The sequence below is a fragment of the Micromonospora sp. NPDC005220 genome (genome assembly GCF_040607895.1).
Taxonomy (GTDB): Bacteria; Actinomycetota; Actinomycetes; order Mycobacteriales; family Micromonosporaceae; genus Micromonospora.
Genome location: NZ_JBEXHP010000030.1, coordinates 37,746 through 57,661, shown reverse-complemented (window position 1 = coordinate 57,661; position 19,916 = coordinate 37,746). Strand labels below are relative to the sequence as shown.

General features: G+C 70.3%; 25 protein-coding genes. 13 read left to right on the top strand and 12 right to left on the bottom strand.

The genetic code is table 11. The annotated features are described in order from the left end of the window. Positions 1 to 739: 739 nt before the first annotated feature. Complete coding sequence (locus ABZU52_RS14925; protein WP_354971588.1) at positions 740 to 865, bottom strand: hypothetical protein; 126 nt, start codon at positions 863 to 865, stop codon at positions 740 to 742. Positions 866 to 923: 58 nt separating this feature from the next. Between ABZU52_RS14925 and ABZU52_RS14920 the strand changes: the two genes are divergently transcribed. From ABZU52_RS14920 to ABZU52_RS14910, 3 genes are all read left to right on the top strand, one after another. Then, positions 924 to 1,502 (top strand): TetR/AcrR family transcriptional regulator, encoded by a 579-nt coding sequence (locus ABZU52_RS14920; RefSeq protein WP_354971587.1) that lies wholly within the window; start codon positions 924 to 926, stop codon positions 1,500 to 1,502. Positions 1,503 to 1,601: 99 nt separating this feature from the next. Continuing rightward, positions 1,602 to 2,312 carry an HAD family hydrolase gene (locus ABZU52_RS14915; protein ID WP_354971586.1) on the top strand — a complete coding sequence of 237 codons (711 nt, stop codon included), beginning with the start codon at positions 1,602 to 1,604 and terminating at the stop codon, positions 2,310 to 2,312. A 435-nt stretch (positions 2,313 to 2,747) separates the two neighbouring features. Further along, positions 2,748 to 3,530 carry a L,D-transpeptidase family protein gene (locus ABZU52_RS14910; RefSeq protein ID WP_354971585.1) on the top strand — a complete coding sequence of 261 codons (783 nt, stop codon included), beginning with the start codon at positions 2,748 to 2,750 and terminating at the stop codon, positions 3,528 to 3,530. A gap of 12 nt (positions 3,531 to 3,542) precedes the next feature. Here the strand turns inward: ABZU52_RS14910 and ABZU52_RS14905 are convergent, their stop codons facing one another. The 6 genes from ABZU52_RS14905 to ABZU52_RS14880 all read right to left on the bottom strand — a co-directional run bounded on the left by ABZU52_RS14905 (position 3,543) and on the right by ABZU52_RS14880 (position 6,773). After that, a complete protein-coding gene (locus ABZU52_RS14905) occupies positions 3,543 to 3,818 on the bottom strand; it encodes a hypothetical protein (protein WP_354971584.1) in 276 nt (91 codons plus the stop codon). Between the two features lie 47 nt (positions 3,819 to 3,865). Further along, entirely contained in the window at positions 3,866 to 4,297 is a 432-nt protein-coding gene (locus ABZU52_RS14900; RefSeq protein ID WP_354971583.1) for a hypothetical protein, read from the bottom strand. 186 nt (positions 4,298 to 4,483) lie between these two features. Then, a complete protein-coding gene (locus ABZU52_RS14895) occupies positions 4,484 to 5,242 on the bottom strand; it encodes a VOC family protein (protein WP_354971582.1) in 759 nt (252 codons plus the stop codon). A 75-nt stretch (positions 5,243 to 5,317) separates the two neighbouring features. Continuing rightward, complete coding sequence (locus tag ABZU52_RS14890; protein WP_354971581.1) at positions 5,318 to 5,452, bottom strand: hypothetical protein; 135 nt, start codon at positions 5,450 to 5,452, stop codon at positions 5,318 to 5,320. 344 nt (positions 5,453 to 5,796) lie between these two features. Next, on the bottom strand, positions 5,797 to 5,979 hold the full coding sequence (locus tag ABZU52_RS14885; protein WP_354971593.1) for a DUF397 domain-containing protein: 183 nt from the start codon (positions 5,977 to 5,979) through the stop codon (positions 5,797 to 5,799). Further along, entirely contained in the window at positions 5,973 to 6,773 is an 801-nt protein-coding gene (locus ABZU52_RS14880) for a helix-turn-helix transcriptional regulator (RefSeq protein WP_354971580.1), read from the bottom strand. The genes ABZU52_RS14885 and ABZU52_RS14880 overlap by 7 nt, the downstream gene beginning before the upstream one ends. A gap of 272 nt (positions 6,774 to 7,045) precedes the next feature. Between ABZU52_RS14880 and ABZU52_RS14875 the strand changes: the two genes are divergently transcribed. Next, positions 7,046 to 7,300: a flavin reductase gene (locus ABZU52_RS14875; RefSeq protein ID WP_354971592.1), complete on the top strand. Its 255-nt coding sequence runs from the start codon at positions 7,046 to 7,048 to the stop codon at positions 7,298 to 7,300. Positions 7,301 to 7,318: 18 nt separating this feature from the next. Here the strand turns inward: ABZU52_RS14875 and ABZU52_RS14870 are convergent, their stop codons facing one another. The 4 genes from ABZU52_RS14870 to ABZU52_RS14855 are packed head-to-tail and all read right to left on the bottom strand — an operon-like array spanning position 7,319 to position 9,154. Further along, a complete protein-coding gene (locus ABZU52_RS14870) occupies positions 7,319 to 7,717 on the bottom strand; it encodes a hypothetical protein (protein ID WP_354971579.1) in 399 nt (132 codons plus the stop codon). Then, positions 7,714 to 8,037: a hypothetical protein gene (locus tag ABZU52_RS14865; RefSeq protein ID WP_354971578.1), complete on the bottom strand. Its 324-nt coding sequence runs from the start codon at positions 8,035 to 8,037 to the stop codon at positions 7,714 to 7,716. Before ABZU52_RS14865 ends, ABZU52_RS14870 begins: the two co-directional genes overlap by 4 nt. Before the next feature lie 41 nt (positions 8,038 to 8,078). Next, positions 8,079 to 8,774, bottom strand: a complete 696-nt coding sequence (locus ABZU52_RS14860) for a hypothetical protein (RefSeq protein WP_354971577.1) — start codon at positions 8,772 to 8,774, stop codon at positions 8,079 to 8,081. Between the two features lie 2 nt (positions 8,775 to 8,776). Further along, positions 8,777 to 9,154 carry a PadR family transcriptional regulator gene (locus ABZU52_RS14855; RefSeq protein WP_354971576.1) on the bottom strand — a complete coding sequence of 126 codons (378 nt, stop codon included), beginning with the start codon at positions 9,152 to 9,154 and terminating at the stop codon, positions 8,777 to 8,779. Positions 9,155 to 9,560: 406 nt separating this feature from the next. Here ABZU52_RS14855 and ABZU52_RS14850 point away from each other — a divergent pair, with 406 nt between their 5' ends. The 5 genes from ABZU52_RS14850 to malQ all read left to right on the top strand — a co-directional run bounded on the left by ABZU52_RS14850 (position 9,561) and on the right by malQ (position 16,134). Next, positions 9,561 to 10,847: an ABC transporter substrate-binding protein gene (locus ABZU52_RS14850; protein ID WP_354971575.1), complete on the top strand. Its 1,287-nt coding sequence runs from the start codon at positions 9,561 to 9,563 to the stop codon at positions 10,845 to 10,847. Beyond that, positions 10,844 to 11,803 carry a sugar ABC transporter permease gene (locus tag ABZU52_RS14845; protein ID WP_354971574.1) on the top strand — a complete coding sequence of 320 codons (960 nt, stop codon included), beginning with the start codon at positions 10,844 to 10,846 and terminating at the stop codon, positions 11,801 to 11,803. The genes ABZU52_RS14850 and ABZU52_RS14845 overlap by 4 nt, the downstream gene beginning before the upstream one ends. Before the next feature lies 1 nt (position 11,804). Further along, positions 11,805 to 12,641, top strand: a complete 837-nt coding sequence (locus ABZU52_RS14840) for a carbohydrate ABC transporter permease (RefSeq protein WP_091404101.1) — start codon at positions 11,805 to 11,807, stop codon at positions 12,639 to 12,641. A 10-nt stretch (positions 12,642 to 12,651) separates the two neighbouring features. Next, positions 12,652 to 13,860 carry a sn-glycerol-3-phosphate ABC transporter ATP-binding protein UgpC gene (gene ugpC / locus ABZU52_RS14835; protein ID WP_354971573.1) on the top strand — a complete coding sequence of 403 codons (1,209 nt, stop codon included), beginning with the start codon at positions 12,652 to 12,654 and terminating at the stop codon, positions 13,858 to 13,860. Positions 13,861 to 14,079: 219 nt separating this feature from the next. Further along, positions 14,080 to 16,134 (top strand): 4-alpha-glucanotransferase, encoded by a 2,055-nt coding sequence (gene malQ / locus ABZU52_RS14830; protein ID WP_354971572.1) that lies wholly within the window; start codon positions 14,080 to 14,082, stop codon positions 16,132 to 16,134. Between the two features lie 46 nt (positions 16,135 to 16,180). Here malQ and ABZU52_RS14825 read toward each other — a convergent pair whose 3' ends face one another. Continuing rightward, complete coding sequence (locus ABZU52_RS14825; protein ID WP_354971571.1) at positions 16,181 to 17,290, bottom strand: winged helix DNA-binding domain-containing protein; 1,110 nt, start codon at positions 17,288 to 17,290, stop codon at positions 16,181 to 16,183. Between the two features lie 138 nt (positions 17,291 to 17,428). On the opposite strand from ABZU52_RS14825, the gene ABZU52_RS14820 reads away from it, so the two are divergent. The 4 genes from ABZU52_RS14820 to wrbA all read left to right on the top strand — a co-directional run bounded on the left by ABZU52_RS14820 (position 17,429) and on the right by wrbA (position 19,889). Beyond that, on the top strand, positions 17,429 to 17,818 hold the full coding sequence (locus ABZU52_RS14820) for a hypothetical protein (protein WP_354971570.1): 390 nt from the start codon (positions 17,429 to 17,431) through the stop codon (positions 17,816 to 17,818). A gap of 46 nt (positions 17,819 to 17,864) precedes the next feature. After that, the gene (locus ABZU52_RS14815) at positions 17,865 to 18,623 is read left to right on the top strand and encodes a HipA family kinase (RefSeq protein ID WP_354971569.1); all 759 of its coding nucleotides are present in this window, start codon (positions 17,865 to 17,867) and stop codon (positions 18,621 to 18,623) included. Continuing rightward, positions 18,620 to 18,988 (top strand): DUF3037 domain-containing protein, encoded by a 369-nt coding sequence (locus ABZU52_RS14810; protein ID WP_091404117.1) that lies wholly within the window; start codon positions 18,620 to 18,622, stop codon positions 18,986 to 18,988. Before ABZU52_RS14815 ends, ABZU52_RS14810 begins: the two co-directional genes overlap by 4 nt. Positions 18,989 to 19,271: 283 nt before the next feature. Continuing rightward, positions 19,272 to 19,889 (top strand): NAD(P)H:quinone oxidoreductase, encoded by a 618-nt coding sequence (wrbA, locus tag ABZU52_RS14805; RefSeq protein ID WP_354971568.1) that lies wholly within the window; start codon positions 19,272 to 19,274, stop codon positions 19,887 to 19,889. The last annotated feature ends 27 nt before the right edge of the window (positions 19,890 to 19,916 follow it).

The following is a 19,916-nucleotide window of genomic DNA, read 5'->3' as shown; positions in this document are numbered from 1 at the left end:
CCCCGCCGCCCGCGCAGCCCCGCCCGCGCCCGCCCGCCACGCCACGCCACGCCACGGCACGCAAGATCCGCCCAACTTCTCTGATGTTGCTGTCTCGGGACCGCCGGAGGCAGCAACATCAGAGAAAGTGCGCGGATCTTGCGGTGTGCCCGGCGTCAACCGGCGGCCCGTTCGGCATGATCGCGCTCGATCCATGTTGTAGTGGTCTCGCTGACGCCGAGAGCCCCTAGATCCTGGACAACACCGTTGCGTTAGCGCTGCGGCCGGCGGGTCAACCCGTGCTGGCGAAGGGGCTCCTGGTCGATCACCGTAGGTGGAGCGAGAAGCTCGCGCCGATCGTGCGATTTCGGTTGTCGACACGGGCGGAATGCGGCTTGTGTCGGTGCAGAAATTTCACGATCGCGGAGCAGGGGTAGTGCGGGCGCGTCGATCATGCAGTTGTGGTGCCCGGCTTAGTGGTTTACGGGCGTTTTGTTGCCCACCACAACTGCATGATCGGCGAGGCGGCGCCGCTTGACGAACAGCCGTTCCGCCTAACGCATTGGCGTTGAGATCCTGGATGAAGCACGATCTTGCGTGTCGCGGGTCGCGGGTCGCGTGTCGCGTGTCGCGTGCGTTGCCGGGTCTCCCGGCGGCTGCCTGCTGCCGGCCCCGGATGCGGGCTCACTGGTAGCCGACATGGACGACCAACGTGCCGTTCCTGGATCGGCCCCCGGGTACGGCTCGAAGCCGACGCCGGTCAGCACGATCCCGCGATCATGACCATGTGGGCGAACGCCATGTCGGTCGCGAGCCGGGCCGCGTTGCGGGAGCGGTCGACGGCCGCGTCCAGGATCCCGCCCGCCACGGGGAAGTAGACCGACAACAGTCACCAATCCGTCACCTGACCGCTACGGCAGGTGTGCGCCTTTATGCTCGTGGGCGTGCCCGGACCTGCCGAGAAGGCCACTGAACTGGACCGGCGTGACCTCATCGTCACGGTCGCGCGAGAGTTGGCCGAGACGGAGGGCTGGGCGGGGGTCACCACCCGACGGCTCGCCGAACGTACCGAGATCGACATGGGTGACATCTACCGGCACTTTCCGGATCTGGAGGCGCTGATCGCCGCCGTCGCGGTGTGCGCCTTCGCCGATCTGGCCGCCGATCTCGCCGAGGCGCACGCGGAGACCGTCGGCAGCCCCGAGGGGGTCTGGCCGGCCGTCGCGACCGCGTACCTCGACTTCGCGTACACGAATCCGGAGGTCTATGACGCGATGCTCGCGCTGACCCCCGACCTGGCCCTCGGCGTGGATGGCGTGCCGGCCGCGCCGCGGGCGGTCTTCGCCGAGCTGCGGGCGGCGCTGACCCCGCTGGCCGAGGGGCGGGACCCGGACACCCTCGCCGAGGTGGGTTGGAGCCTGCTGCACGGCGTGGTGATGCTCACCCGTGGTGGCCGGCTCCGACCTGAGGGGCAGGAGGAACGCGAGGCGTTGATCGCGCAACGGTTGCTGCGGTGGCCGTGACCGCTCAAGAGCGGGCAAGAAATCATGGGCTGTGCCGCTTGTCTGCCGCCTATCCTGTCCCTCGGCCTGCCGGGCGGTGGGCGCGGGGGAGGGGACGGCATGACGGTCGGCGTGGCGGCGCGGCGACAGGCGCAGGTGTTGATTTTCGACGCGGACGACACGTTGTGGGAGAACAACGTCGTCTTCGAGCGCGTGATCGACGACTTTCTGGGCTGGCTGGACCACCCCACCCTGGACCGGGCCGAGCTGCGGGCCGTCCTCGACGACATCGAGCGGGCCAACGCGGTGGCGCACGGGTACGGCAGCAAGGTCTTCCTGCGCAGCCTGGCCGAGTGCCTGGAGCGGCTGCGCGAGCGGCCGGCCACCGACTCCGAACGTCAGGAGATCGACCGGCTGGCGGTGGCCCTCGTCGAGCACCAGGTGGAGCTGATGCCCGGGGTGGCCGATGCGCTCGACGAGTTGGCCGGCCGGCACGAGCTGCTGCTGCTGACCAAGGGCGACCAGGAGGAGCAGCAGCGCAAGCTGGACGCCTGCGGCCTGCTGCACCACTTCGCGGCCGCCCACATCGTCGCCGAGAAGAACGTCGACACCTACCGGTGGCTCACCCGGCAGCACGGCTTCGCACCGAACAGCGCGTGGATGATCGGCAACTCCCCGAAGTCCGACATCCTGCCGGCGCGGGCGGCCGGGTTGAACGCGGTGTTCATTCCGAACGCGAACACGTGGGTGCTGGAGGACGACGAGCTGGACCCGACCGACGACGGGGTGCTGCGGCTCGCCGCGTTCCGTGACCTGCTGCGGCACTTCTGACCGTACCGAAACCGAACAGCGTCTCTGACCGTACCGAAACCGAACAGCGTCATCGGTCATGATCACGTTACGTCGATCTGCCCGATTTTCACCGTGCGCGCAGTCCTGCCGCCGGTCATCCGACGTGGCTTGTCCGGCCGGTCGGAGCCCGCCTAACCTGGTTCGGCGCTCACGGCCTTTCGGGGTGTGTCGGGGCGCGTCGGCGTTCGGCGGGTGAGCACCGTGGAGCTGAGTGCGGAGTGGCCGGCTCACCCCGTTCTGGTGCGTGGCGTCGTGCCACGCCCGCGCGGCGGGTGTCGGAGCTGTCCGCTTCCTGCCGGACGCCCGAGGGGTCAGGGCCGGGTAGTTGCGGACCCGGTCCTGACCCGCCCGCGAATCGCTCGACCGTGCCGTGCGGGGCAGACCGCGCGTCGGTTCAACTGTCAGGATGGCGGCATGAAGCGCAGATCACTCCTACTCGGCGCGGCCGCAGGTCTGGCCGCCCCGGCCGTGCTCACCCCGGCCGCGCCCGCACTCGCGGCGGACCGGCCGCTGCGGCCGGCCTGGGGCACCGTCCCGATGCAGCCACCCTGGCCGGGGCGGCAGCGCCAGAACCGGGCCAGCGCACTGAAAACGCTGCCGGTGGAGACGAAGCAGGTGATCATCGTCGGGGCCAGCAGCTACACCGCCACCTACGCCACGCTGGAGGCGTACGTGCGGGCCCGCAACGGGTGGCAGCCGGCCTCGGCGGTGTTGCCCGCCCGGATCGGCTCGAAGGGCTTCAGCGACAACCACGTGGAGGGTGTGCCGACCACGCCGACCGGCGTCTACTCGATCGGCCCCACCATGTACGGCATCGCCGCCAACCCGGGCGTGCGATACCCCTACCACCGGCTGGTCAGCGGCGACTGGTGGAACGAGAACCCGTCGTCCTCGCTCTACAACACCTTCCAGCACAGTGCGACCAACCCGGGCGGGGCCAGCGAGGCGCTGTGGCTGGAGGACCCCGCGTACACGCACTTCGCGGTGATCACCTACAACATGACGCCGAACGTGCCGAAGCCGGTGCCGAACGCGGGCAGCGGAATCTTCCTGCACCAGTTCAGCAAGAGCGCCGGCCCCACCGCTGGCTGCGTCTCCCTGGCCCACGATCACCTGGTCGACGTGCTCAACTGGCTGGACCCGGCGCTGTCGCCGCGCATCGTGCTCAGCCCGTACGCCCAGCTCGGCCGATACTGAGGCCGCTGCGACTCAGCCGGCCTCGCGCCGGACGATCGCCACCGCAACCCGGCAGAACTCGTCCATGTCCGGGTTGAACCCGGCAGCGATGTCGGGATGCAGCCCGGAGCGGGTCTCCTCCAACAGTCGCTGGCAGACCTGCTCGACCGGTTCGCCGGCGTAGCCGGCGCGGACCCGGTCGGTGGCCGCCTGAAGCGCCGAGGTCAGCTGCTCCTCCAGCGGCCCGCGCAGCTTCTGCTGCACCGGGTCGAGCCCGCGGGGGTCGAGCGTGACATGTGGCTCCGACATCGGTGCTCCCTTCGTCGGCGTCCGCGATACCCCACCGCGGACGTCGGTCAAACGCCGGTCGGTACGGCGGCGACCCGCACCTGATACGAGAACTCCTCCGCCGGCTCCTCGTGGTACGACAACCGGCGGATCTGCCGGTCGTCGTCGTAGAGGGCGACGTCCACCAGGACGCCGAGGTGGGCGAGACCGATGTTCGACACCCGCTTCTTGTTCTGCAACACCGCGCAGACGCCGCCGAGCAGGGTGCTCGCGTCGGACGTACGGTGCCCGGGCGGGCAGCGCAACACCAGATCCACCTCGATCGGCCCGGGCAACGGCGTCCAGCCGGTGCGCTGGGCCGCTTCGAGGGCGGCCTGGAGCAGGGTGCGGACCCTCGTCGCCTGCCGATGCCCGGCGGCGAAGATGGACAACGCTTCGGTCTTGACCGGTGGCAGGCCGCTCACCTCGAACGTCAGGGCGAGAGCGCGGGTGTCCTGCACGACGGCACCTCCTCGTTGGGACGATCCTGCCGAACCGGGAGAGCGGGGGTGAGGAGTTCCCGCGATTACCAACCGATCGGGCAGACATGGGGTCGGCCGGAGGCGTGTCGACGGCGGCGGCGAACGCGCCGGCTACGGCGCTAGGAAAACGCTAGCCGACGACGCCCGCGCTCGGTAGTCGGTCGTTCACCCAATGGGGCGTGGCGCGAAGGCGCAGAACTCGTTGCCCTCGGGGTCGGCCAGCACCCACCACCAGTGCGCCTCGTCGAGCGGCTCGCGCAGCAGCGTCGCGCCCGCCGCGATCAACGCCATCGGCTCCGGGGCAGCCAACTCCACGTCCCAGTGCAGGCGGTTCTTCACCGTCTTCGGCTCGGGTACCCCGGCGAACACCCAGCGCTCCCATGGGAACCCGGCCGCGCCGACCACCGACGAGGTGGTCGATTCGTCCTCGACGGTGCCGCCGAGCACGCCGGCCCACCAGGTTGCCTGGGCGGCCGGGTCGAGCGCGTCCACCACCAGCTGGAACGGACCCGGATGGCTGTTGGCGTCGGCCGCGAGCGCGCAGAACTCGTTCCCCTCCGGGTCGGCCAGCACCCACCGGCCGGCGTCGCCGTCCGACTCGCTGACCAGCCGGGCGTCGTTCGGCTCGCGGACCGGCCGGGCGTCGTCCGGCTCGCGGAGCAGCTGGGCGCCGTCCGCGAGCAGCGCTGCCGGGTCCGCGCCGGCCAACCGCAGATCCAGGTGTACGCGGGTCTTGCCGACCCGAGGCTCGGGCACCTTGTTCACCCAGAGCGACTCGGCGTTGGAGCGGGCCGAACGGGGGTCGATCCGAGTGTCACCGTCGCCAGCGTCGGCCAGATCGGCGTCGAGCAGCCGGGCCCAGAAGCCGCCGAGTGCGAGCGGGTCGTTGGCGTCCAGACAGAGATCCTTGAAGCGCGCGATCATGGCCCCAGCATGCCTGGTCCGCGGGTGACCGTGGGGCAAGCGCCGTTCGGCGGTGTCAGTTGCCGTTGGGCGGTGTCAGTGCCGTTGGGCGATGCGGTGCCGTTGGGCGGTGCGGTGCCGCTCGGCGTAGGCGGCGGGCGCCTTCCAGGCTCTCGGGTCGACATGCGGGGCGCCGCCGTCGCGGTCCTCGGTGTCGCGCGCCAGTACCACGCGCGGCTTCTGCGTAGATCTTGGACAGTTTCCGTCCGCGCAGGACGGAAACTGTCCAAGATCTCCAGATCAACGCCGTTGCGTGAGGCAAGTGGCTGTTCGTCAGTCCGCACCGCCTCATCGATCATGGAGTTGTGGTGGGTGACGAAATCCACGTCTGGCACCAAAACGGGCACCACAACTCCATGATCGACGGACCGAGCCGTGATCTTGCACCTACTGTCCCGATGTATTGGGCATTCCACGCTTTTCGGCGACCGGAAACGCAAGATCGGCGCAGGCGGCCGGTCGGGGCGTGTCGTCTTCGGAGAAGCCCTCGCGTGAGGGCTTCTCCGGGTTCGCGTTCAGTGCTGCTTGGCGTACGCGATGAATGCCTTCCAGGCCGTCGGGTCGACGTGCAGGGTGCCGCCGTCGCGGTCCTTGGTGTCGCGCACCAGCACCACCGTCGGCAGGTTGTCGGCGACCTCGACGCAGGCTCCGCCGTTGCCGCCGGACCGGGTCGACTTCCGCCACTGCGGGGTCAGCATGTCCATGACTTCGCCACTTCCTTGATCAGCTCGATTGACTGCCGGCGGGGGAGCGCCTCGTTCCGCACGATCTCCCACGTCTTCGCCAGCTTAGCGATGTCCGTCGACGCGTCGACGATCTGCGCGGTGAGCTGGTTGTCGGCATAGGTCACGCGCTCGCCGTCCGGCATCTCGGCGATGATGAACTGCCCGCCCATCCCCAGATACATCCCAGCATCCGTCGGGACGACGTGCACCTGGATATGCTCCGCCGCCGCCAACTGGACCAGGTGCTCGCACTGCTCGACCATCAGGCCCGGCTGATCGAGCACCGGCCGACGCAGCACGGCCTCGTCCAGCACGGCGATGAGCTGCGGCGGGCGCGGGCGGTGCAGGATCGCCTGGCGCTCCAGTCGGGAGGCGACGATCCGGTCCACGTCCTCGGCGTCGAACCGGCCGCCGGCCAGCGTGGCGCGGGCGTACCGCTCGGTCTGGAGCAGGCCCGGCACGTACGCCAACTCGAACCAGCGCAGCGTCGTCGCCTCCCGTTCGAACTCGATCCACTCGCGCAGCCACGCCGGCTCGGCGTCGAGCCGGGCCAACCTCTCCAACATGCGCTGGAAGCGTCCGCCGGTCTGGTGGTGGGTGTCGACCGCCCTCATGTACTCCTTCGTGGGCGGTCGTCCGCCCGTCTCCACCGAGCTGACGTGTGAGCCCGAATAGCCGATGCCCCTGCCGAAGTCCTCCTGACTGAGCCCCGTTTCCGCCCGGAGCAGACGCAACTCCTCCAGCACGTAGTCGGTGACGGTCCCCATCGATTCCCCAACTTTCGCTCAGTGTGGCTCGGCGCGTCCCTCATCTGTGCTCGCCTGGACCGTGAGCTGCACGGATGGCGCGAGCACGTATCGACGGTAGTCGCCCCATCACCAGACTGTCACCAGTGGCGGGTCCGCTGGTGGCCGGAATGGCGGCGGTGGGCCCTGCCCCCGGGGTCGCTCCCGTCTCCCCCTTGCGGGAGCGGCCCCTTCCCCGAGGAGGTCAATGTGTTGAGCGCGATGCGCCAGCAGCCCGCCGTGCGGTGGCGGTGATGGTGGTCCGGCCACCCGTCCCGCACGTCGCCATGCGCCCGCTGTGGCGGTGCCGGAACTGTGGCACCGAGTGGCCCTGCCAACCGGCCAAGCTCGCCCTGCTGACGGAGTACCGGACCGACCGGACCGCACTGCTGATCTACCTGGGCACGCTGATGCACGAGGCGACGAACCAGCTCACCCAACTCCACCCGGATCACCCACCGGCCCGGATGACCGAGCGCTTCCTCTCCTGGGCGAGAGCCCAGAGCTGACGCTCGGCCCACCGTGGTTCATCCGGCGAAGTGGATCAGCGGCACCCCGTCGGAGTATCCGGGGCCCTCGCCGGTGAGCACCGCGGCGTCGTGGGTCAGGCCCGCCACGGCGGCCGCGGCCAAGTCGAAACGGCGGGTCCTGCGCTGCCAGAAGGTCAGCTCCGGCAGGTCCTGCGCCCGCTCCGGCAACAGTGCGCAGGCGGGCAGGGCCAGCAGCTTGTGCAGCAGGGCCAGGTCCTTGCCGGTTGCCATGTTCAGGGCTTCGGCGGCTGCCACCACCGGCACCCCGAACCGCACCCCGTCCTCAATGACCTCGTGGACGGGCTCGCCCACGTGCACCGTCCGGAGGACGGCGTATCCCAGCAGGGCCGACCGGTCCAGGATCAGTCGGACCGGTCGTTGCGGCTCAGAGGTCATGCGGCGTCGGCATGGGGTGCAGCGTCGTCGCCGTTCATCTCGGCCTCCATGGCGGCGCGGATCTTGGCGCGCTCCGCCTCGAACCGCTCCGAGGGCCACTCGGCTTCCACGCCCAGGCGACGGGCCCGAGCCTCGGCGACACCCTGGTCAGTGATGTGCATGCCGGCGGCCAGCAACAACTCCTTGTGCTCCTCCACCCGCCTGCGCCGACGCACCGACTCGGTGACGTAGGCGCTGGCCATGCGGTTGCCCTGGCTCTCCAGGATCTGACTCACGTCCGGGGGGACGGAGATCGTGAAGCGGCGCTGAGGCTCTGTCATACGCGCAGCTTACACCTGTCATACTGTTGCGCCTTCGACCGTCAGGCAGGTTTGACATTCGTGGCATCTGGGTGGGGGGTGTCGGAAGCGACCCGGCCCTCGCGGAGCGACAGGCGGCGGGCCAGAACCGTGGCGCCAGCGAGTGCGGCCAGAACCATGCCGATCTCGGCGACCACCACTGCCGGTGCCGTGCTGTAGTCGGTGGACCATGCGAACGCGATGGTGATCGGCGTGATGATGATGCCGGCCGCCGGCAGGAGCATGCTCATGATTCGGGCTGTCTTCTGGATCCTGGGCAGGTCGCGTAGTCGAGTCCTGACCGCGATGACTGCCCCCACAGCGACCACGGCGGCCGGTACGCCGTAGTAGACGGCGACGGCGAGCTGGGTCGGCACGTGGATCGAGCGGGGGGCATCGAACATGCGGACGAACGCCGGGTAGGCAGCCATCAGGAGGCCGTAGCCGAGCACAGCACCGAGCACCGCGCCGATCAGTGCGGTGCCGAGAATTCGGCCGTAGCCTCGGCGCACTCGTCGGACGCCAGCCTCGTCGGCAAGCCGGCGTGCGAAGCCGGCCACGTCACCGCCGATCAACTGCACGGGATCGCCGCCGTCGGCAGCCGCGGCCCGCAGATCGAGGCGCAGGTCCGCGGCAAGTGCCGCGCGGTCGGCCGAATCGACCCCGTACGCGCGCCACGCCTGGTCGGCTTCGCCCAGAAGACTGTCGATGATGTCCATGGTCAACTCCTCGTGGGGCTGTGCTCGATCGGGTCGAGAACGGCGTTAACGGTGTCGGCGAAGCGATTCCACTGTTTCTGCCAGGCATCCAGGTGGATCCGGCCGGACCTGGTCAGGGCGTAGACCTTCCGGGGTGGGCCGGTCGGGCTGGCCTGCTGTTCATGAGCGACAAGGTCAAGTCGGCGCATCCGGGTCAGCAGTGGATAGATAGTGCCGTAGCTGATTGCGCCGAAGCCGGCGGTCTCCATCCGCCGAACCAGCTCGTAGCCGTGCGCGGGCTCCCGTGCTAGCAGCGCCAGGAGGCACATGTCCAACGCGCCCCGCAGGAGTTGGGTCTGCCGGTCGTTGTCATCAATCGACTGACTCTCTGCGGCTACCATGCGGCACATAATAGCTTGGTAGTTGGCGTCGCGATATACCGGAACTGGAGAGTCGCCGACCCGATCCAGGTGCGGCAGGCCCGCCGTCTGCTGGGCTCGCCGTCTTCCGGGCTCGCCGTTTAAGCGCGTGATCGACTCGGCTTTCAGAAAAGCGGGGCTTCCCTGCCGTGGTGACAGCCCGACTTGCAGGAAGTTGAGTCGATCACGTGCGCCGGGCCCAGACCGCCGGTCGCTGCGCGCACGCTCGCTGTGACGGCCAGGTTTCGCGAGGTTATGGGCGGGGCAGAGTAGCCGCTACAGAGCATCCGCGCCGGAGTTTCCGCAGCTTGTCGGCTCGGAATCGGCTCGCCGTGCGCCGGGGCACGGATGCCCTCCCCGGTCTTTCGCCGAGGAGAGGGGGAGGGCGATGACGGACCCCGAAACGGCTCGACACCGACGCCGGCCGGTCGTTCGGCTGGGCGCGGCGGCTGCCGCGCTGGCACTCGTCGCGCCGCTGGCCGCGTGCGGCACGGACGAAGCCGGCGGCCCACCGACGATCAACCTGTACTACCCGCCCGAGCAGAACCTGCAGAAGGTCGTCGACGACTGCAACGCGCAGGCCCAGGGGCGGTACGAGATCGCCTACCGGGTGCTGCCCCGGCAGGCCGACGACCAGCGCGTGCAGATGGTGCGCCGGCTGGCCGCCGAGGACAGCGGGATGGACCTGCTCGGGCTGGACGTCACCTGGACCCAGGAGTTCGCCAGCGCCGACTGGATCCGCGAGTGGACCGGCCAGGACAAGGCCGAGGTCGAGCAGGGCACCCTCGCCGGGCCGTTGGACACCGCCCGCTACGAGGGCAAGCTGTACGCGGCGCCGAAGAACACCAACGTCCAGCTGCTCTGGTACCGCAAGGACCTGGTGCCGCAGCCGCCGACCACCTGGGACCAGATGATCGGCGCCGCCCAGCAGCTCAAGGATCAGGACAAGCCGTACCAGGTGCTCACCATGGGCGCCCAGTACGAGGGTCTGGTCGTCCTCTACAACACCCTCGCCGAGAGCGCCGGTGGAGAGATCCTCAACGACGACGGTACGCAGGCCGTGATGGACGACGGCACGGTCCGGGCGTTGGAGCAGCTGAAGAAGTTCGCCACGTCCGGCGTGACCTCGCCGTCGTTCAGCAACGCCACCGAGGACCCGGTTCGGCTGGAGTTCCAGTCCGGCGCGGGCGCGTTCCAGGTGAACTGGCCGTTCGTCTACCCGGCCCTGCAGGAGGCGAACCCGGAGCTGGCCAAGCAGGTCGGCTGGGCTCGGATCCCCGGCATCGACGAGGGCACCCCCAGCAAGGTCACCATCGGTGGGGTCAACCTGGCGGTCAGCTCCTACTCCAAGCACCCGGAGCAGTCCTTCGAGGCGGCCCGGTGCATCCGCAGCGCCGAGCACCAGAAGTTCTCCGCCATCAACGACGGGGTGCCGCCCACCATCGAGGCCGTCTTCGACGACCCGGAGATGACCGAGGCGTACCCGATGAAGGACACCATTCTGGAGGAGCTGAAGGAGCCGGCGACGCGTCCGCTGACCCCCGCCTACCAGAGCATCTCCACAGTGATGTCGGCGATCCTGTCGCCGCCGTCCGGGATCCGTCCGCAGCAGACCGCCGACGAACTGCGCGACGCCATCGCCGACGCCCTCCAGTCGAAGGGGGTCCTGCCATGAGCGCGGACACCGTCACCGGGAAAACCACGACACCGGCCGTGCCCACCCAGCGTGGCGGCCGTCGTAAGCCCCCGTTGAGCGAGAACAAGAAGGCCGAACGCAGGCTCGGTCTGCTGCTCTGCGCGCCCGCCGCGCTGGTCATGATCGCGGTGACCGCGTACCCGATCATCTACTCGGTCTGGCTGTCGTTGCAGCGCTTCGACCTGCGCTTCCCGGACCAGCGGGAGTTCATCGGGCTGGAGAACTACGTCACCGTGCTCACCAACGAGTTCTGGTGGACCGCGTTCGGGGTGACCACGCTGATCACGGTGGTCACCGTCGCCGTCGAACTGGTGCTCGGCATGGGCCTGGCGATCATCATGCACCGCACCCTGGTCGGTCGCGGCCTGGTCCGCACCTCGGCGCTGATCCCGTACGGGATCGTCACAGTGGTCGCCGCGTTCTCCTGGCGGTACGCCTGGACGCCCGGCACCGGCTACCTGGCCGACCTGTTCAGCGACGGCGCGCCGCTCACCGAACGGGCCAGCTCGCTGGCGATCATCATGCTGGCGGAGATCTGGAAGACCACCCCGTTCATGGCGCTGCTGCTGATGGCCGGGCTGGCGCTGGTGCCGGAGGACCTGCTCAAGGCGGCGTCCACCGACGGCGCGACCGCCTGGCAGAAGTTCACCAAGGTGATGCTGCCGGTGATGAAGCCGGCGATCCTGGTCGCGTTGCTGTTCCGCACCCTGGACGCGTTCCGGGTCTTCGACAACATCTTCGTGTTGACCGCCGGCGGCAACGAGACGTCGTCAGTGTCGATGCTCGCCTACAACAACCTGATCCGGGGCCTCAACCTCGGCATCGGTTCGACGATGTCGGTGCTGATCTTCATCACCGTGGCGATCATCGCGTTCGTCTTCGTGAAGCTGTTCGGCACCGCTGCCCCGGGCAGCGACGACGGGGAGAGGCGCTGACATGGCTGTCGAAACCACTACCAGGGCAAAGCTGCGCTGGGGTCTGCTCGACGTCCTCGTGGTCGTCTTCGCGCTGGTCCCGGTGCTGTGGATCGCGTCGTTGTCGTTCAAGACGCCGGCCACCCTCACCGACGGGAACTTCATCCCCCGGGAGTGGACGCTGGACAACTACCGGACCATCTTCGACACCGACCAGTTCGTCCGGGCGCTGGTCAACTCGATCGGCATCGCGCTGATCGCCACGCTGATCGCGGTGGTGCTCGGCGCGATGGCCGCGTACGCGATCAGTCGGCTGGACTTCCCCGGCAAGAAGCTGCTGGTCGGCGTCTCCCTGCTGATCGCGATGTTCCCGCAGGTGTCACTGGTCTCGCCGCTGTTCGAGATCGAACGTCAGCTCAAGATCTTCGACACCTGGCTCGGGCTGATCCTGCCGTACATCACCTTCGCGCTGCCGCTGGCGATCTACACGCTGTCGGCGTTCTTCAAGCAGATCCCGTGGGACCTGGAGAAGGCCGCGAAGATGGACGGCGCCACCCAGGGGCAGGCGTTCCGGCGGGTGATCGCACCACTGGCCGCGCCCGGGTTGTTCACCACGGCGATCCTGGTCTTCATCTTCTGCTGGAACGACTTCCTGTTCGCCATCTCGCTGACCTCGACCGAGCGGTCCCGCACGGTGCCGGCGGCGTTGTCGTTCTTCACCGGCGCGTCGCAGTTCGAGGACCCCACCGGGGCGATCTGCGCCGCCGCCGTGGTGATCACCGTGCCGATCATCCTGTTCGTCCTCTTCTTCCAGCGTCGCATCGTGTCCGGTCTGACCTCCGGCGCAGTCAAGGGATAGGTGAGTAGTCATGGCTGACATCGTGCTGGACAAGGTGAGCAAGAGCTTCCCGGACGGGACCGTCGCCGTGCAGGACGTCGACCTGGAGATCGCCGACGGCGAGTTCGTGATCCTGGTCGGGCCCTCCGGCTGCGGAAAGTCCACCACCCTCAACATGATCGCCGGGCTGGAGGACATCAGCTCCGGTGAGCTGCGCATCGCCGGCCAGCGGGTCAACGACAAGGCCCCCCGGGACCGGGACATCGCCATGGTGTTCCAGTCGTACGCGCTGTACCCGAACATGACCGTGCGGGAGAACATGGCGTTCCCGCTGCGGCTGGCGAAGCTCGCCAAGGAGACCATCAATGAGAAGGTCGACGAGGCGGCGAAGGTGCTGGAGCTGACGTCGCTGCTGGACCGCAAGCCGGCCAACCTCTCCGGCGGGCAGCGTCAGCGGGTCGCGATGGGCCGGGCGATCGTCCGCCAGCCGAAGGCGTTCCTGATGGACGAGCCGCTGTCCAACCTCGACGCCAAGCTGCGGGTGCAGATGCGCACTGTGGTGTCCCGCCTGCAGAAGCAGCTCGGCACCACCACCGTCTATGTCACCCACGACCAGACCGAGGCGATGACCCTCGGCGACCGCGTGGTGATCATGCGGGGCGGCGCGGTGCAGCAGGTCGGGCCACCACAGGAGCTGTACGACCACCCGCGCAACCTGTTCGTGGCCGGCTTCATCGGCTCCCCGTCGATGAACTTCCTGCACGCCGCGGTGCAGGACGGCAGCCTGCACACCGCCCTGGGTCAGGTGCCGCTCGGCGACCGGGTCCGCCAGGAGCTGGAGGCGGCCGACGCGCCCCGCGAGCTGATCCTCGGCATCCGGCCGGAGCACTTCGAGGACGCCGAGCTGGTCGACGACGACAGCCGTCGGCGGGGTATGGAGTTCGAGGCGCCGGTGGACATCGTCGAGTCGATGGGCTCGGACAAGTACGTCTACTTCACCGTCGAGGGTGAGAAGGCCAGCGCCGCCGAGTTGGAGGAGTTGGCCGCCGACGCGGGCGCCGCCGACTTCGCCGGCACCGGCGGCAACCTGGTGACCCGGTTGTCCGCCGAGTCGCCGGTCGCCGAGGGGCAGACGCGGCGGGTCTGGCTCAACCTGGAGAAGATTCACCTGTTCGACCCGGCCAACGGCCGCAACCTGACCCTGCACGAGGGTCGGGCCGCCGGCGCGCTCGCCGACTGAGCGTCCAGCCCGCGCCGATCTTGCACTTTCGGCTGTCGATACAGGTGGAATGCCCCCTGTGTCGGGACAGGAAGTGCAAGATCGGCACGGCACGGCACGGCGCGGCACGGCGCGGCACGGCGGGGCGGGGGCGGGGGCGGGGGCGGGGATGCGTGCCCTGCGGCGGGTGGCCAGGCGTGGCAAGGTGGTCGGAGGTCGCATCGCGAGGCGGGGGGCGGGATGGACCGACGACTGGCCGCGCTTGCCAAGGCGCACGGAGTGTCCACCTGGTACGAGGACTGGCGGCACCGCCGCGTCGAGGTCGCACCGGAGACCGTGGTGGGTGTGCTGGGGTTGCTCGGCGTGGACGCCACCAGCCCGGCCGCCGTGGCCGACGCGCTCGCCGCCGCCCGCGCGGTGGACCGGACCGCGCTACCACCGACCGTGGTGCTCACCGAGGGCGTGACGCGCGCGTTGCCCGGCCCGGCGACGGTGTCCCTTGAGGACGGTGGCCGCCGCGCGGTCGACGGTGAGCTGCCAGCGGACCTGCCGCTGGGTTGGCACCGGCTGGCCTGCGCCGACCGGGAGGTGACAGTGGTGGTGGTGCCGCGCCGGCTGCCGGTGCCGCCCCGGGCCTGGGGGTGGATGCTCCAGCTCTACGCGCTCACCTCGGAGCGCTCCTGGGGCATGGGCGACCTCGGCGACCTCGCCGAGTTCACCGGTTGGGCCGGTGCCGCCGGGGCGGGGCTGGTGCTGCTCAACCCGCTGCACGCGGTCGGGCCGGCGCACCCGGTGGCCACCTCACCGTATTCGCCCGCCAGCCGACGCTTCGTCAACCCGCTCTACCTGCGGGTCAGCGACACCGCCGCGTACCGTGCGGCGGACCCGGCGACCCGGGCCGTGGTCGACGCGTTGCGTCCCGACCGGGGTCCCCTGATCGACTACGACGAGGTGTGGGCCGCCAAGCGGCGCGCCCTGGAGTTGCTGCATCCGTACGCCCAGGCGGTGGACCTTGCCGCGGACCCGGCGCTGACCAGCTTCGCCACCTGGTGCGCGCTCGCCGAACGGCACGGCAACGACTGGCGTGCCTGGCCGGCGGAGCTGCACCACCCCGACGCCCCGGCGGTCGCCGAGCAGCGTCGGCAACTCGCCGACCGGGTGACCTTCCACGCCTGGCTGCAACACCTGTGCGACGAGCAGCTCGATGCCGTGACGGCGGCGGCCCGCTCGGCGGGAATGCCGGTCGGCGTCGTACATGATCTGGCCGTCGGCATCGACCCGGGCGGCGCGGACGGGTGGCAGCTCGCCGACGTGCTGGCCCAAGGGGTGCGGGTGGGTGCGCCGCCGGACGACTTCAACCAGCTCGGGCAGGACTGGGGGCTCGCCGCGTGGCGTCCGGACCGGCTCGCCGCCACCGGCTACACCGCCTACCGGGACATGCTGCGCCGCGCCCTGCGGCACGCGGGTGGCCTGCGGGTCGATCACGTGGCCGGCCTGTGGCGACTGTGGTGGGTGCCGCCGGGCGGCGGCGCGGCCGAGGGCACCTACGTGCGCTACGACGCCGAGGCGATGCTCGGCATCCTCGCGTTGGAGGCGCACCGGGCCGGTGCGGTGGTTGTCGGTGAGGATCTCGGCACGGTCCAACCGGCGGTGACCCGAGGGTTGCGGGGGCGCAACATGCTCGGCTCGACAGTGCTGTGGTTCGCCCGCGACGAGGCCGGTGACTTCGTCCCACCGGCCCGGTGGCCGCGCAACGCCCTCGCCACCATCTCCACCCACGACCTGCCCACCGCGCCGGGTTTCCTGACCGGTGAGCACGTGCGGGTGCGCGACGAGTTGAAGCTGCTCGGCACCGACGTGGCGGTGGAGCGGGCCCGCGCCGCCACCGATCGGGACCGGCTACTCACCATGCTGCGCGCCGAGAACCTGCTGCCCGAGCCGGCGCCGCAGCTACCGACCGTGACTGTCGCCTCTGAGGGTGCAGAGCAAAGGACGGATGACGATCCGGCGTTGCCCGATGCGACTGCGACACCCGACGACGGCGAGGTGGTGGTGGCCATGCACGCCGCGCTCGGGGCCAGCCCGACCCGGCTGCTCGGTGTCTCCCTGTACGACGTGTTGGGCGAGGTACGCCAACCCAACATGCCGGGCACGGTGGACGAGTATCCGAACTGGCGGCTGCCGCTGCCGGCCAGCGTGGCGCAGATCCGCGTGGACCCCCGGGTGACCCGGATCGTCGACCTGCTCAGCGCCGCCCGCCCCCGACCGGCCGACCCGGCACCGCCGAAGCAGTGACGCGCCGGCTGGCAGTGACGCGCCGGCTGGCAGTGACGCCGCCGGCTCAGGTCAGCCAGTCGAAGCGGGCCGGCAGCCCGAGGAAGTCGGCGTAGCGCCCGAGCGCCTGCTCCACCCGGGCCCGCGCGGCTACGTCGAGCGTGCTGAGCGGCTGGATGGTCACGGTGACCGCGACGCGGCCGATCTTGCGCTTCCACACGCCCACCACCCGACCGGCGCGGACCACGGTGGCCTGGAAGATGCCGTTGTTGCCCGGCACCACGGCCGCCTGGTGGGCGGGGTCGAGCATCAACGTGCGGTCCCGGAAGCCGAGCAGGTACTCATCGAAGCCGGGCAGCGCCAGCACGTCGTCCGGCGTGTCACGTGGCGCGTCGGCCACTGCCGCGTCGACGTACATCGGCGTGCCGTCGACACCTACCGTGCTCAGCGCGTCGTCGGCGGCGGCCAGGCCGCGCCGGGCGTCGGTGACGGTGAGGCCGCTCCACCCGGCGAACTCGCGGTCGGTGACCGGGCCGTGCCCGCGCACGTAACGGTGGGCGAGAAGCGCCAGCGCCTCGTCCCGTTCCAGCCGACGGGACCGGGGCGCCCACTCGTCGAGCAGGGCGAAGGTCTGCTCGGTGCCGACGTTCGGCGCCACACAGGTCATGCCGCGAACGCTGGCATACCACAGCAGGTGGTAACCACGCTGCCCGTCGGTGCCCAGGCCGGCCGCCCGCAGGGTGGCCAGGCACTGCGCGCGGGTGAGTCGACCGCCGCCGGCCAACGCGGCGCCGAGAACGTCCACCGCCCGGTCCGCGTCCGCCTCGGTGAGCCCGAGCTGCGCCCGCCGCGTCGCCACGCCGGCCAGCGATCGTACGCCGGTCAGCTCCAGCATCCAGCGGGCGTCGGCGGCCGGGACGAGGTGTACGGTGCCCCGCATCGGCCAGGTGCGCAGCGCCTCCCGCCGCTCCAGCGCGGCCTGCACGTCGGCGACGCTCCGGCCGGGTAGTCGAGCACCCAGCGACCACAACCCGCTGGCCAGGTCCTGTGCCTGCATCGCGCCGAACCACTCGACCACCTCGGCGACGGTGTCGGGCCGGATGCTCGGATGGGGACGTAGCAGCAGGCTGGTCATCCGCAGCGCCAGGGCGTCGGCCGCGCTGAGGTCGACAGGCATCGAGCGCTCCTTTTTCGTGCCGGGCGGCCAGCCTAGGGCCGACCACCGACACTCCTGCTGATGGGAGGCGTAACGGCGGTCGTCGGGGGAAAGCGGCTGGCCGGAAGTGCGCGCGCCGCGCGTACGGAGGGGAGTCCCATGACTGCCGCAAGCGAGCCGGCCCGGGGTTCCGGCGTAACGGCCGGGTCCCGGAGCCACCGTGGGGACGCCCGTGCGAAGACGAGCGCCGCCGCGACCTTCGCCCTGGTGTTCGGAGTGGCCGCTCTGTTCAGCGTGTTGACGGCGATCCTCGCCTGGCTGGGGCTGGTGCTCGGCATCATCGGGATCATCCTCGGCATCGTCGGCCTCAAGATGGCGCGCCGACCCGGGGTCACCGGTCGTGGCGTGTCGATCGGCGGCCTGGTGCTCAGCATCATTGCCGTGCTGATCGGTCTCGGTCTGGCCGCGGGAATCACCACGTTCGTCAACAACGAGAACGCGGTGAACCGCCTACAGACCCAGGTCGACAAGCTGCGCGACAAGCTCTGACGCCGGGCCGCTACCGGTCACGACCGGCCCCAGTAGGGTGGGCGGCGTGCTCCGCCAGGTCACCGCGATCCGCTACGTCACCCCGCTGCGCGAGGGTGGGTCGCTGCCGGGCGTGGTGGAGGCCGACGACCTGGGCACCTACGTGGCGAAGTTCCGGGGCGCCGGGCAGGGGCCCAAGGCGCTGATCGCCGAGGTGATCTGCGGTGAGCTGGCCCGCCGGCTGGGGTTGCGGGTGCCGCCGCTGGTGGTCCTCGACATCGACCCGGTGATCGGGCGGGCCGAGCCCGACCAGGAGGTGCAGGAGCTGCTGCGCAACAGCGGTGGCGCCAACCTCGGGATGGACTTCCTGCCCGGGGCGCTGGGCTTCGACCCGGTGGCGCACCCCGTCGACCCGGCGCTGGCCTCCCGGGTGCTCTGGTTCGACGCGTACGTGGAGAACGTCGACCGGAGTTGGCGCAACCCGAACCTGCTCGTCTGGCACCGGGAGCTGTGGCTGATCGACCACGGTGCCTCGCTGTACTTCCACCACAACTGGCCGCGCGCCGAGGCCGCCGTGCACCGGGCCTACCGCGCGGAGGATCACGTGCTGGCGCCGTACGCGTCGCGGCTGGCCGAGGCGGACGCCGAGCTGGCCCCCCAGGTCACCCCGGAGCTGCTCGCCGAGGTGTTGGCCCTGGTGCCGGGGGAGTGGTTGACCGCCGCCGACTTCGAGACGGCCGACGGGGCGCGCGGCGCGTACCTTGATCACCTGTCCCGCCGGGTCGCCCGCACGGCCGACTGGCTGCCATCGGGGAGCGGGGCATGAGGCAACCCTTCGAGTACGCGCTGATCCGGCTCGTGCCCCGCATCGAGCGCGGTGAGCAGATCAACGTCGGGGTGTTGCTCTACTGCCAGCAGCGCGACTTCCTGGCCGCCCGGACGCACCTGGACGCCGACCGGGTTCGCGCGCTGGCACCCGACGTCGACCTGCCGGCGGTGGCCGCGGTGCTCGACTCCTGGGACCGGACCTGCTCCGGTGACGGGCCGGCGACCCGGATGCGGCTCGGTGAGCGGTTCCACTGGCTGGCCGCGCCGCGCAGCACGATGATCCAGACGGGGCCGGTGCACACCGGCCTCACCGTCGACCCGGCGGCCGAGCTGGACCGGCTGATGGCGACCCTGGTTCGCTGACCGAGGCGGGACGGACCAACCCCTGATCGCGCTACGCCAGCGCCGTTGCCGGCGGAGCGCGATCCCCCGTTCAGGTGCCCGGTGCGGGGCGGCGGCTCGATCCCGCCGGCACCGATGGCATCAGGATCGCCGTCCGCGGGCGGCGTCGGGCCGGAACGACCGGGAAGTTGCGGAAAACTTGAGCCGGCGGACCGGTAACCGGGGGCGCCGGGGGGCTGTCGTTAGATCGCGCCCGCAGCGGGTAGTCGCGGGAGCTGATCCGAGACGAGAAGGGGACACTCTGATGGCTGCCCAGACCAAGGTAGCGGTGATCTACTACAGCGCCACCGGCATCACGTACCAGATGGCGCAGGCCGTGTGCGAGGCCGCCGGGGACGCCGGTGCCGACGTGCGCCTGCGCAAGGTGCGCGAGCTGGCACCGGATGAGGCGATCCGCTCCAACTCCGGTTGGCAGGCGCACCACCTGGAGACCCAGGACGTGCCCGAGGCGATGCTCGACGACCTGGCCTGGGCCGACGTGGTGATCTTCGGTGCGCCGACCCGGTACGGCATGATCGCCGCCCAGTTGAAGCAGTTCATCGACACCACCGGCCCGCTCTGGGCGCAGGGCACGCTGGCCAACAAGGTCTACTCCGCCTTCACCTCGACGGCTACCGCGCACGGCGGGCACGAGACCACGCTGACCTCGCTCTTCAACGTCTTCTACCACTGGGGCGGTGTGGTGGTCACCCCCGGTTACACCGACACCAGCCAGTTCATCGCCGGCAACCCGTACGGCCCCTCGCACACCAGCAACAACGGGGAGATCGCCCCGGACGCCGTGGCGCTCGAGGCCTGCGCGCTCACCGCCCGGCGCTCGGTGCTGCTGGGGACCGCGCTGAAGGCGGGAATGGCCGGCTGACGAGCGAGGCGACCGGTGGCGAGGGCG